Here is an 11,727-nt window from a genome sequence, read left to right as displayed (position 1 = left end):
TTGACGTCAGACACCGAGCAGCCAGCGCCCGCCGCCTATCAGGGAGCACAGCGTCACCACGTGGAAGAGGCCGAGCCAGACGAATGCCGGGACATTCGTCAGCCGCGCCAGCTGGTCCGGGTCGGAGTCCACGGCCCCTCCGCGCCGCCGCTTCCCCTGGAGCTCGAACGGCGGCCGCACCCCGCCCAGCAGCAGGAACCACACCACCGCATACGCGAACGCCGCCTGCACCTGCGGCGTCGTCAGCCAGGAGACCAGCACGAACGCGGCGCCGGTCAGTACGACCGTGAGCACGCCGTAGGCGTTACGGATCATGATCAGCATCGCCAGGAGCAGCGCGGTGGCGCCCCACAGCAGCGCCGTGATGTGCCCGGCGGCGAGGAGTGCGGCGCCCGCCAGGCCGAGCAGGGACGGCGCGATGTAGCCGGCCGCGGCGGTCAGCACCATGCCCAGACCGGTCGGCTTTCCCCGCGAGACGGTCAGACCCGAGGTGTCGGAGTGCAGCCGGATGCCGTCCAGGCGGCGGCCGGTGACCAGCGCGATCAGCCCGTGCCCGCCCTCGTGCGCGATGGTGACGGCGTTGCGCGCCAGCCGCCAGGCGGTGTGCGGGACGACGGCGCCCAGCGCGAGCACCGCCGTGGCGATCACCAGCCAGAGCGAGGGATCGGGCTGGGTCCCGAACACGCGGCTCCATATGTCCGTGAGGTGGTCGGTGTCCATGTCTCCCCTTCGTGTGGCATGGCAGTGTGGCATGCATGTGCGGTAGGTATGCAGCGAGTCGACGCCCCGAGGACCTGGTGGGGGACTTCGGCGTTCAGCAGTGGGAGCCGACGGAGACCCTGGCGCCCAGTTGGAACGTGGCCCCGACGGCCCAGGTGCACGCGGTGCTCGAACGCCCCCTCAAGGGCGCGGCGGCCGCGGACTTCCCGCCGGGCAGCCCGGTGCGCCAGCTGCGGGCGCTGAAGTGGGGCCTGGTCCCCTCGTGGTCGAAATCACCTGAGGCCGCCGCAAAGATGATCAATGCGCGGTCCGAGACGGTGCACGAGAAGCCGTCCTTCCGCCAGGCCTTCGCGACCCGTCGGTGCCTGCTGCCCGGAGACGGGTATTTCGAGTGGGTCACCGACGCCGCGGAGCGGCAGCTGGAGGAGCAGGGCAGGAAGAAGCGGCCCCGTAAGCAGCCGTATTTCGTGACGCCCGCGGACGGCTCCGTGATGGCGATGGCCGGGCTGTACGAGTTCTGGCGGGACCGGACGCTGCCCGGCGATCACCCGCTGGCCTGGTGGGTGACCTGCACCGTGGTCACCACCGAGGCCGAGACCACACCGCTGGCCGGGGCGGACGGCGGCGCCGGGCCGCAGTCGCTGGCCGACATCCACCCCCGGATGCCGCTGGTGCTGACCCCGGACCGCTGGGACGCCTGGCTCGACCCGGCCCGTACCGACCCGGACGAGGTGCGTGCACTGCTGGCGCCGCCGCCGGCCGGGCTGATGCGCGCCCACCCGGTCCCGACCGAGGTCAGCAATGTCCGCAACAACGGGCCCGAGCTGGTCACCGAGCTCGACGGACCCGAGGTGGGCACGCTGTTCTGAACCGCCGCGCCGGGCCGCCGCGGTGACCTTCCCGCCGCGGCGCGGGCAGGATGGGCGTATGAGCACTGGGGCGATGGAGACCGAGACGGTCGCGACACCGGCGGGCGACGCCCGGATCACCTGGTACCGCGCGGCGAAGCCCGCGCGGGCCGTGGTGGCGCTGAGCCATGGCGCCGGCGGCGGTATCGAGGCACGTGACCTGCGGGCCCTGGCGGCCGCGCTGCCGGCCCGCGGCTACCCCGTGGCGCTGGTCGAGCAGCCGTGGCGGGTGGCGGGCAAGAAGCTGGCGCCCGCGCCGAAGACCCTGGACACCGGCTGGACCGCGCTGTGGCCCGCGCTGGAGAAGCCGGGGCTGCCGGTGGTCGCCGGCGGCCGGAGCGCCGGGGCCCGGGTGGCCTGCCGTACCGCGCGTGAGCTGGGGGCCCAGGCCGTACTGGCGCTCAGCTTCCCGCTGCACCCGCCGGGGCGGCCGGAGAAGTCCCGGGCGGACGAGCTGACCGGCGCCGGGGTGCCGACGCTGGTCGTCCAGGGCGGCCGGGACCCGTTCGGGCGCCCGGAGGAGTTCCCGCCGGGAACGGAGATCACCGAGGTGGCACACGGTGACCACGGCTTCGCGGTGCCGAAGAAGGCGGGCGTCGGCGAGGCGGAGTCGATGGCCGTGATCACGGACGCGGTGGCGGTCTGGCTGGACGGGATGTTCGGCTGACGGGCCGGGGCGGGCCGCAGCGGCGCGCCCCGGCGGCCTGGCCGCACGCGGGGTGGCCTGCGGTCCCCCGGGCTCCTGCGGCCGGCCGAGCGGTCGGCGGGACGGCCGGGGGCACCGCACCTGCGCCGTGCGGCCGCCGGCTCAGTCGCCCTGGCCCTGCCCGCGCGGGCGGGCCCGCACATGCATCCGCTCGCCCTGTCGGCCGAAGAGGCTCAGCAGCTCCACCGGCTCGTCGCCCGCCGGTCCGAACCAGTGCGGCAGCCGGGTGTCGAACTCCGCAGCCTCCCCGGCCCGCAGCTCCACATCACGGTCGGCGAGCAGCAGCCGCAGCCGCCCGGACAGTACGTACAGCCACTCGTAGCCCTCGTGCGTGCGCTGCTCACGCGGGCCGCCGACCGGGTCCAGGATCAGCTTGAACGCCTGTAGCGCGCCCGGCTGGCGGGTCAGCGGGACCGCCGTCCGGTCCCCCAGCCGCATCGGTGCCGCCCGCACCCGTGGGTCCCCGACCTCCGGCGCCCCCACGAGCTCGTCCAGCGGCACTTGATGGGCCTGCGCCAGCGGCAGCAGCAGTTCCAGGGTGGCCTTGCGGCCGCCGGACTCCAGGCGCGACAGGGTGCTGACCGAGATGCCGGTCGACTCGGAGAGCGCGGTCAGCGTCACCCCGCGCTCCTGGCGCAGCCGCCGCAGCCGCGGGCCCACCTCGGTGAGTACCCGCTCGTATGCGTTGTCGTTCACCCTTCTATTGCCGAAGCGGCAAGCGGCTTTGTCAACCCGTCGACGTGCATCCGTCGACATGGGCTGTTGATGTGTACCTGTCGCTGTGTCCGCCGCCGTGACCGGCGAGCCCGCCGGAGGCCCCTCGCGCGGTCCGCGGAAGAATCCGCCGCGAAGTCCGGTAGCGAATCCCGTCCGAAGCATTGACAGCGGATCGGGAATGCCGCGGTGGATGCGGCTGTTGTGCCAGTCGTAGTACTCGAGTACGTCCGGTGAAGCACGAGGAATGGGAGTCCGCCGCATGGGAATCGCTTGCCCGGCCCGCCCGGCCGCCGACCTGCCGTGGTCGCAGATGCAGGTGACGCAGCCCGCCCTGGCTGGAGCGGCGGCGGCACCGGATCGTCGTCTATTCTCCGAATCGGGTGGGTCCACATCCGGATCCAGGACGGTGTTGGAGGAGGTGGGTCCGGTCACCGGTACCGACGCAGGGACCGACGGCACGGCTGAGGAGAAGCCCCAGGAGAGCGCCGTCGAGCGCAATGCGCGCTTCGAGCGGGATGCGCTCACCTTCCTGGACCAGATGTACTCCGCCGCGCTGCGTATGACGCGCAATCCGGCCGACGCGGAGGACCTGGTGCAGGAGATGTACGCCAAGGCGTATGCGTCCTTCCACCAGTTCCGGGAGGGCACCAACCTCAAGGCGTGGCTCTACCGCATTCTCACGAACACCTTCATCAACTCCTACCGCAAGAAGCAGCGTGAGCCCCAGCGCAGTGCCGCCGAGGAGATCGAGGACTGGCAGCTTGCGCGCGCCGAGTCACATATGTCGACCGGGCTGCGCTCCGCCGAGTCGCAGGCGCTCGACCACCTCCCCGACTCGGACGTGAAGGCCGCACTCCAGGCGATCCCCGAGGAATTCCGTATCGCGGTCTACCTGGCGGACGTGGAGGGCTTTGCGTACAAGGAGATCGCGGACATCATGGGGACACCCATCGGCACGGTGATGTCCCGTCTGCACCGCGGCCGGCGCCAACTGCGCGGCATGCTGGAGGATTACGCCCGTGAGCGCGGGCTGGTCCCGGCGGGGGCGGCGGCCGGTGACCCCCAGGCCGCGCAGACGTCGGACGCGCACGACCGGAAAGGCTCGGGATCATGAGCTGCGGAGAGCCGCACGAGAAGGACTGCTCAGAGGTCCTTGACCACCTCTACGAGTATCTCGACCGGGAGATGCCCGCCGGGGAGTGCGCAGATTTCCAGGTGCATCTCGACGAATGCTCGCCGTGCCTGGAGAAGTACGGCCTGGAGCAGGCCGTCAAGAAGCTCGTCAAGCGCTGCTGCGGCCATGACGACGTCCCCAGCGATCTGCGCTCCAAGGTCATGGGCCGGATCGAGCTCATCCGGGCCGGGGAGACCGTCCCCGAGGTGAGCGTGCTCGAACAGGCCAAGAAGGAACAGGCACAGCGCGAGCAGGCGGACGCCGAGGCGTCCGCGGCGGAGGAGGGGACCGGTCCGGCCGACGCGACCGGCTCCACCGATGCACGCACAGAGGCCGCACGGGCCGAATAACGCGTCACATCACCCCAAGGGGTGAGGGGCGGGGCGATCGTCCCGCCCGATCCGCTGATCCGCCTTCCCCGGCGTCCCAGCCCCTCTATTCTCACCGACCCGAGCGCACTGCGGATGCAGTGCGACGGGGGTCCCCGGCTCCGCACGAGCCCGGGGGAGCGGTGGGCAGGGCGAGGAGGGCGCGATGCGAGGACTTCCGGCGGCCGCACGAGGCTATATCGGCTGCGCCGCGCTGGCCGCGGCGCTGTGTACCGCCCCCGCGGCGGGGCTCGGCGCCGACGCCCCCTGGAGCAGCGCTCTCGCCCTGGCCATCCTGTACGGACTGTGTGAACTCCTGCGCCGCTGCCCGCCGCCGGGCAGCCGGGTCCCGTACGGCACGGTCTCCGGGGCATCCGGGGGTTTCCCCGCCGGGTGGGCCAGCCCCGTCCTGCTCGCCGGGGTCTTTCTGCTGCCGCCGCCGCTGGCCGCGCTGGCCGCCGTCCCCGGCGCGGTGATGGCACCCGTCGAGCCACGCTCCGCCGCCACCCGCCGGCTCTGGCACGCCGCCGAGCTGGCACTGGCCTGCTGTGCGGCCGCCCAGGTCTTCCGGGCTCTCGGCCACCACCCGCTGTCCGCACCGCAGTTCCCGGTGGTGCTGCTGCCGGCCGCGGCCGCCGCGGCCACCTTCTGCGCGGTGCTCGCGGCGCTCGACGGCGGGGTGCTGGCCACCGCCGAGCGGCACCCCGTACGCACCGCCTGGCGAGGGCTGCTGAGCCGCTCACTGGGGCCGCATCTGGTGCACGGCCTGGCCGGGCTGATGATGGCGGTGCTGTGGCGCAGCTCGTACGGGCCGCCGGCGGCACTGCTGGTGCTGCTGCCGATGTACCTCTCGTGCTGGGTCTTCGACCGGTACCACCGGGAACGCGCCGCCCATCAGGCCACCATCCGCGCCCTGGTCCAGGCCGTGGACATCAAGGACCGCTACACCCGCGGGCACAGCGAGCGGGTCGGACGCGCCTCGGTGATGATCGCCCGGGAGCTGGGCATGACGGAGGACCGTATCGAGGTGCTGCGGTTCGCCGGGATCCTGCACGACGTCGGCAAACTCGGCGTCCCCACCCGGCTGTTGCGCAAGGACGGGCCGCTGACGCCGCAGGAACGCCGGGTCATCGAGCTGCACCCGGAGTACGGACACGAGATCGTGCGCGGCATCGGCTTCCTGGAGGAGGCACGGGCGGCGATCCTGCACCACCACGAGCGGCTGGACGGCCGCGGCTACCCCTACGGGCTGAGGGGGCATCACATCCCGGAATTCGCACGGGTGGTGGCGGTCGCCGACGCCTTCGACGCGATGACCTCGACCCGTTCCTACCGCCGGGCCCGGCCGGTTCCGGTGGCCGTCGCGGAGCTGCGCAAGTGCGCCGGTGCGCAGTTCGACCCGCGGATGGTCCGTGCGCTGGTGGCCTCGCTCGACCGCTACGGCTGGCATCCGGAGCTGGTGACGGCGGCGGACCCGGAGCCCGGCACGGGGCGGTTCGGGCGGGGAAACGTCACGCCTCAGGACGCCGGGGGCGGGGCGCCCGCCCCGGTGGCACCGGTGCCGCTGCCCGAAAGGGCCGGGCGGGACGGTGCGCGGTGAGCGGCGCCCCGGCAGAGCCCCGGCGGGTCCGGCCGCCCGGGCACCGGGTGGAGCCCCGCGCGGCCGGAGCCCCGCGCCCCGCGGCGCCGGGCGCCTCCGGCAGCACCGTCGTCGCCGCGGTCTACGCCCCGGCCGCCGCGCTGGCGTGCTGGTCGCTGGGCCGGACGCTCTGGGACGGCCTGGCCGAGCCCGGGATCGCGCTGGCCTTCGGGGTGCTGATCACGGTGGGCGAGCTGGTGGGCCGGGGCCCCGCCCCGGCGGCCGGGTGCGCACGGGTGCCGGGGGCGCGCGAAGGCGCACCGCTCGCCGCGGCCGGCGCCCTCGCCTACGCCCTGCTCGGGGAGGCCGGCGGACGGCCGACCACCCATGGCGTCACCCAGACCGTGGCCGTGGTCCTGGCCGCGGGCCTGGTCGGCATCGTCCCGCAGCTCGCCCGCGGCCAGGGACCGGTGCTCGACCCTCTGGCACGCCGGGTGCTGACCACCGGTTTCGCCGCCACCTGCTTCCAGCCCCTCTACAACACCGGGACATTGGGCTCCTGGGTGGCCTCCGGACCGGTCTACCCGTTCTTCCTGATCGGTCTGCTGGCGCTGACCGCGCTGTGCGACGCGGTCCTGGTGGCCGCGCTCGCCCGCGCCCGCACCGGCTGGCCGTACGGGCCGCTGCTGCGCGACGAGTTGCGGGCGCTGCCCGGCATCGGCTCGGCGATCTGCGCCACCGGCGTGGTCATCTCGCTGGCCACCGCGGTTGCCGGTCTGTGGGCGCTGCCGGTGTTCTGTCTGCCGCTGCTGCTGACCCAGTTCGCCTTCCGGCGGTTCGCGGCCGTCCGCGCCACCTACCGCCAGACCATCGCCTCGCTGGCCCGCTCCACCGAGATCGCCGGCTACACCCCGCACGGCCATGCCCGCCGGGTGGCCGCGCTCAGCCGCGCCGTGGGCCGTGAACTCGGCCTGAACACACCGGATCTGGATGTGCTCGAATATGCCGCGCTGATGCACGACATCGGCCAGCTCTCGCTGCTGGACCCGGTACCGGACGGGGCGACCGCGCCGCTGCCGCCCGCCGAACAGCGCCGGATCGCGCTGCTGGGCGGCGCCGTGGTCCGGCAGACCGGCGTCCCCGCGGAGGTCGCGGTGATCGTCGAGCGGCAGGCCGATCCGTACCGCGAGCAGCCGGTCACGGCACGCATCGTCCGCACCGTCAACGCCTACGACGACCTGTCGGGGGAGTCCGCGGGGCCGGGCGGTCCGCTGCGCGCCCTGGAGCAGCTGCGGCTGTCCACCGCGCGGGACCACGAGCCCCGGGTCGTCGAGGCCCTGGCCAGGGTCCTGGCCTGCGGCGGCCGGGCGGTGTGACGACGGGCCGAGGGGGCGCGGGACGGCCGTGCCCGCTCTCCCCGTACGGAACGCTCTCCCGGGTGCCTATGTCCCGACAATGCACGAAAGGGGCGATTGCCGAGGCGCGGCGGCCCCGGAGACGCCCCACCCGCCCCAGCCGTCACATCCCCGCGGTGGAGCCTCCACAAGGCCCCGGAGGTCGTGGAACCCATGGGTAATGAGCGCCCTCCGAGATGGGCATGGTTGGATGCGAAGGGAGCCCCTCTCAGGGGATTCAGGGGGTCGGCGAAGGGCAAGGAGCCGCAGGGGACCGGCAAACCGGGCTGAGCCCGGCGGCAATCTGTGGCAGGTTGTCGAGTGGGCCCCTCAGAAGGCCCCGGGCGCCTCTCGGGACACCTCCGGAGCGGCATCAAGAGCAACCAGCAGGCGGGAATCGTGAGGATCTTCGGCAAGGTACGGCACCGGCCCTCCGCCTCGTGGCGACAGGCGACCGACCGCGCTTTCACGCTGATCGGCGACGGCCGTTACGAGGACGCGGGAGCGCTGCTGACCCGCGCCGCGGACATGGAGCCGTGGCTCTCGGAGTCCTGGTTCAACCTCGCCCTGCTGCACAAGTTCCGGCACGACTGGGAGCAGGCCCGGGCCGCCGGACTGCGCGCGGTCGCGCTGCTGGACCGCGAGACCGGGGCGCCCGACTGGTGGAACGTCGGCATCGCCGCCACCGCCCTCCAGGACTGGCCGCTGGCCCGCCGTGCCTGGCAGGCGTACGGCCTCAAGGTCCCCGGCGGGGGCTCACCCTCCGGCGAACCGCTCGGTATGGCCCTGGGCAGCGCCGCGGTCCGGCTCTCCCCCGAGGGCGAGGCCGAGGTCGTCTGGGGCCGCCGGCTGGACCCGGCCCGTATCGAGGTGCTGTCCATCCCGCTGCCGTCCTCCGGGCGGCGCTGGGGCGAGGTGGTGCTGCACGACGGCGTCCCGCACGGCGAGCGGACCACCGCGGCGGGCCCCTCGTACCCGGTCTTCGACGAGATCGAGCTGTGGGCGCCTTCCCCGGTCCCCACCTGGGTGGTGCTCCTGGAGGCCGCCACGGAGGCCGACCGGGACGCCCTGGAGCGGCTGGCGGCCGATGCGGGCTTCGCCGCCGAGGACTGGTCCTCCTCCGTGCGGCTGCTGTGCCGTACGTGCTCGGAGAGCCGGATGCCCAGCGACGAGGGCGAGGGTGAGCATCTCGACCCGCACGACCACAGTGAGCCCGGCCACCCCGGACCGCTCGGCCACCGCACCGCGGGCTCCGGTTCGCTGTGGGTGCCGGAGCGCGAGTGCGGTATCGCGGCGCCGTCCGCCCTGGTGCGCGGCCTGCTGGACGGCTGGGTCGCGGACAGCCCGGACACCCGGGAATGGCGCGATCTTGAAGAGGTCTGCTGAGGGCCCGGTCGCGCCCCCGTAGGCTGTAGGGCGACTATTCAGGGTTTTCAGGAAGGCGTACGGCGGAGATGGCCCAGCAGCCTGTGTTTGATCAAGACGGTGACCGGCGCGTGGACGAGGAGTTCATCGACGACGTCACGGACGCCGAGGAGCGGGAGACCGCCCACCGTGAGCGCGGCACCTCGCGGCCGATCACGGTCGTCGGCAACCCGGTGCTCCACAAGGAGTGCAAGGACGTCACGGCGTTCGACGACGACCTCGGCCGGCTCATCGACGACATGTTCGCCAGCCAGCGCACCGCCGAGGGCGTGGGCCTGGCCGCCAACCAGATCGGTGTGGACCTGAAGGTCTTCGTCTACGACTGCCTGGACGACGAGGGCGTCCGGCATGTCGGGGCGATCTGCAACCCCGTCCTGGACGAGCTGCCCGCCGAGCGCCGGATCCTGGACGACTCCAACGAGGGCTGCCTGTCGGTGCCCGGCGCCTACGCCGAGCTGGCCCGCCCCGACTACGCCGTGGTCCGCGGCCAGGACGCCAAGGGCGAGCCGATCGCGGTCCGGGGCACCGGCTACTTCGCGCGCTGCCTGCAGCACGAGACCGATCACCTCTACGGCTACCTCTACATCGACCGGCTCAGCAAGCGGGACCGCAAGGACGCGCTGAAGCAGATGGCCGAGCGGGAGCCCCGCTACCCCGTCGTCGCCAACGACTGAGGCGAGCGGGCGCCCGGCTGCCGGCCGGGCGCCCGTCCGCGTCAGGACCCCTGCTGGTAGGCCTGCCAGATCTTCGGCGGGATGGTCGTCCCCAGCCCGCTCTTGGCACCGCCGACGCCCTGCATCGGCAGCAGCTGGGGAGCGCCCGCCTTGTTGCGGAACATGGTGACGGCGGTGGTCGGCTCGTTGCCGTCACCGGCGCCGGGCGCCTGCCCGGGGCGGGTCCACTGCCACTTCTTCGCGTCGGCACCGCTACCGGGCCGGACGACCTGGCCCGCGGCCTGCGGGCTGCCGATGAACCAAGCCGACTTCTTCCGGTCGCCCGGTTCCGCGCGGCCGGCCGCGACCGGCAGCGCGGGCCTGCCTTCCGGCAGCCCCAGCGTGCGCCAGCCCACCTGCTCCAGGGTGTTCGACACCTCCTGGGCGACCTCGGCGTCGAGGACCTGCTCGGGATCGGGCCGCTCGAAGCCCGGCAGTTTCTTGCCGTCGTAGGTCATCCGGGACACCGCGTACGGTTCGGCGTGCAGCCCGCCGTTGGCGAAGGTGGTGTAGGCGCTCGCCATCCGGATCGCGCTGGGGGCCGAGGTGCCCAGCGGGAAGGTCTGCTCCAGGCGCGCCATGCTCTCCTTGCGCAGCCCCGCGTCCACCGCGAGATCCCGGAGCCGCTCCAGCCCGATACGCTGCCCGGCCTGCACGAACGGCGGGTTCTGGCCCTTCACCAGGGCCTCGCGCAGATCGTCGGCCCCGGTCGTCGGGCCGACCCCCGGGGCCGCCGTGGCGTCGTTGGCTTCGTCCTGGTCGTAGACCTGGTCCTGGAGCGCGGCGGCCAGCACGAACGGCTTGAAGGCGGAGCCGGCCGGGACCGCCGTGGTGTCCGCGTTGTTGCTGAAGTGCTTGGTGGCGTCCGCGCCGCCGTACAGCGCGACGAGCGCCCCGTCCTTGGGGCGTACGGAGGCCGCGCCGAACTCCACAAAGGTGTCGGCCGTGCGGTGCTTCGGATCGATGTTCTTCCGGCGGACTTCGTTGACCGCCTTTTCCAGGCGGCGGGTGCGCTGTTTGTCGAAGGTCGTGTGAATGCGATAGCCGCCGCGTGCCAGGTCCTTGTCGGTCAGGCCCGTGCCGGCCTTGACGAACTTGTTGGCGACATCGATGAGATAGCCGGTCTGGCCGGCCTGGCTGGTGGGTTTCGACAGCGGGCGGGGCTCGGGGAAGGTGCGGTACTTCGCCCGCTGCTTCTCGCTCATCTTGCCGGTGGCGACCTGCCGGTCGAGTATCCACTTCCAGCGTGCCTCGGCCCGCTGGTGATTGGCCTTGCTCAGCCCCGGGTCGTACTGCTCCGAGCCCTTCAGCACGGCGGCCAGCAGGGCGGACTGACTGGGGTTCAGCTGCTTGGCGTCCACGCCGTAATACGCATGGGCGGCGGCCTCGATTCCGTACGAATCGCGGCCGAACCAGCTGGTGTTGAGATATCCGCGCAGAATGTCCTGCTTGGACTTCTGGTTGCTCACCTTCAGCGCGATGATGAATTCCCTCACCTTGCGGGTGACCGTCTGGTCCTGTGAGAGATAGGTGTTCTTCACAAACTGCTGGGTGATGGTGGAGCCGCCCTGGGTGTCCCCGCCGGAGACCATGCTGACCAGGGCGCGGCCGATGCCCTTGAGGGAGACCCCTGAGTCGCTGTAGAACGTGGCGTTCTCCGCCGCGATCACCGAGCTCTCGACGGAGTCGGCGACCTTGTCGAGACTGACGTTCTGCCGGTTGACGGCACCCACGCTCACCATCGGGCTGCCGTCCGCCCAGTAATAGACGGTGGCTTCCTGGCCGGCCAGCGTGTTCTCGCCGGGAATGTCGATCTTCGTGTAGACCACGGCAAACGTCCCGGCCAGGCCCAGGACGCCGAGCGCGAGGAGGCCGAGCCACTGGCGCCATGACGGCAGCCAGCGGCGTGGGCCCTGACGCCCCTGCCGCGGATAGTCGAGGAACCGGCGCCGCACCCGGCGACGCCCCTTCGTACCCATCATGACCGGATAGATGTGGTGGCCATGGCCCCGGTTGCCGAGCT

The 11,727-nt window shown here is 72.7% G+C and carries 11 protein-coding genes; 8 read left to right on the top strand and 3 right to left on the bottom strand.

What is annotated here, in order from left to right:
• Positions 1–6: 6 nt before the first annotated feature.
• Complete coding sequence (locus SLV14N_RS13005; protein ID WP_263269395.1) at positions 7–720, bottom strand: M50 family metallopeptidase; 714 nt, start codon at positions 718–720, stop codon at positions 7–9.
• 35 nt (positions 721–755) lie between these two features.
• Between SLV14N_RS13005 and SLV14N_RS13000 the strand changes: the two genes are divergently transcribed.
• Positions 756–1,589 carry an SOS response-associated peptidase gene (locus tag SLV14N_RS13000; RefSeq protein WP_208681064.1) on the top strand — a complete coding sequence of 278 codons (834 nt, stop codon included), beginning with the start codon at positions 756–758 and terminating at the stop codon, positions 1,587–1,589.
• Between the two features lie 58 nt (positions 1,590–1,647).
• Positions 1,648–2,295 carry an alpha/beta family hydrolase gene (locus SLV14N_RS12995; protein WP_229837978.1) on the top strand — a complete coding sequence of 216 codons (648 nt, stop codon included), beginning with the start codon at positions 1,648–1,650 and terminating at the stop codon, positions 2,293–2,295.
• Positions 2,296–2,436: 141 nt separating this feature from the next.
• Here SLV14N_RS12995 and SLV14N_RS12990 read toward each other — a convergent pair whose 3' ends face one another.
• On the bottom strand, positions 2,437–3,030 hold the full coding sequence (locus SLV14N_RS12990; protein WP_259670266.1) for a helix-turn-helix domain-containing protein: 594 nt from the start codon (positions 3,028–3,030) through the stop codon (positions 2,437–2,439).
• Positions 3,031–3,469: 439 nt separating this feature from the next.
• On the opposite strand from SLV14N_RS12990, the gene SLV14N_RS12985 reads away from it, so the two are divergent.
• The 6 genes from SLV14N_RS12985 (at position 3,470) to def (ending at position 9,665) form a co-directional block, all read left to right on the top strand.
• Complete coding sequence (locus SLV14N_RS12985; protein WP_206740215.1) at positions 3,470–4,165, top strand: sigma-70 family RNA polymerase sigma factor; 696 nt, start codon at positions 3,470–3,472, stop codon at positions 4,163–4,165.
• Positions 4,162–4,575, top strand: a complete 414-nt coding sequence (gene rsrA / locus SLV14N_RS12980; protein WP_018089483.1) for a mycothiol system anti-sigma-R factor — start codon at positions 4,162–4,164, stop codon at positions 4,573–4,575. The genes SLV14N_RS12985 and rsrA overlap by 4 nt, the downstream gene beginning before the upstream one ends.
• Before the next feature lie 184 nt (positions 4,576–4,759).
• Positions 4,760–6,193 carry an HD-GYP domain-containing protein gene (locus SLV14N_RS12975; RefSeq protein ID WP_263269394.1) on the top strand — a complete coding sequence of 478 codons (1,434 nt, stop codon included), beginning with the start codon at positions 4,760–4,762 and terminating at the stop codon, positions 6,191–6,193.
• 140 nt (positions 6,194–6,333) lie between these two features.
• The gene (locus tag SLV14N_RS12970; RefSeq protein ID WP_263273130.1) at positions 6,334–7,548 is read left to right on the top strand and encodes an HD-GYP domain-containing protein; all 1,215 of its coding nucleotides are present in this window, start codon (positions 6,334–6,336) and stop codon (positions 7,546–7,548) included.
• A 417-nt stretch (positions 7,549–7,965) separates the two neighbouring features.
• Entirely contained in the window at positions 7,966–8,952 is a 987-nt protein-coding gene (locus tag SLV14N_RS12965) for a hypothetical protein (protein ID WP_018089486.1), read from the top strand.
• A gap of 68 nt (positions 8,953–9,020) precedes the next feature.
• The gene (def, locus tag SLV14N_RS12960; protein WP_208681060.1) at positions 9,021–9,665 is read left to right on the top strand and encodes a peptide deformylase; all 645 of its coding nucleotides are present in this window, start codon (positions 9,021–9,023) and stop codon (positions 9,663–9,665) included.
• Between the two features lie 41 nt (positions 9,666–9,706).
• On the opposite strand, the gene SLV14N_RS12955 is transcribed toward def, so the two are convergent.
• Positions 9,707–11,686 (bottom strand): transglycosylase domain-containing protein, encoded by a 1,980-nt coding sequence (locus tag SLV14N_RS12955; RefSeq protein WP_263269393.1) that lies wholly within the window; start codon positions 11,684–11,686, stop codon positions 9,707–9,709.
• Between the last annotated feature and the right edge of the window lie 41 nt (positions 11,687–11,727).

It is taken from the genome of Streptomyces sp. Je 1-4 4N24 (genome assembly GCF_026239515.1).
GTDB classification, from domain to species: domain Bacteria; phylum Actinomycetota; class Actinomycetes; order Streptomycetales; family Streptomycetaceae; genus Streptomyces; species Streptomyces nigrescens.
Note: the sequence above shows the minus strand (reverse complement) of the source record. Positions and strands in the feature narration are given on the sequence as shown.

What these genes read in the sequence shown, in the direction of transcription:
- SLV14N_RS12975 (WP_263269394.1), top strand. Translation starts at nt 4,760, where the DNA reads ATGCGAGGACTTCCGGCGGCCGCACGAGGCTATATCGGCTGCGCCGCG.
- SLV14N_RS13000 (WP_208681064.1), top strand. Translation starts at nt 756, where the DNA reads ATGTGCGGTAGGTATGCAGCGAGTCGACGCCCCGAGGACCTGGTGGGG.
- SLV14N_RS12955 (WP_263269393.1), bottom strand. Translation starts at nt 11,686, where the DNA reads ATGATGGGTACGAAGGGGCGTCGCCGGGTGCGGCGCCGGTTCCTCGAC.
- def (WP_208681060.1), top strand. Translation starts at nt 9,021, where the DNA reads ATGGCCCAGCAGCCTGTGTTTGATCAAGACGGTGACCGGCGCGTGGAC.
- rsrA (WP_018089483.1), top strand. Translation starts at nt 4,162, where the DNA reads ATGAGCTGCGGAGAGCCGCACGAGAAGGACTGCTCAGAGGTCCTTGAC.
- SLV14N_RS13005 (WP_263269395.1), bottom strand. Translation starts at nt 720, where the DNA reads ATGGACACCGACCACCTCACGGACATATGGAGCCGCGTGTTCGGGACC.
- SLV14N_RS12995 (WP_229837978.1), top strand. Translation starts at nt 1,648, where the DNA reads ATGAGCACTGGGGCGATGGAGACCGAGACGGTCGCGACACCGGCGGGC.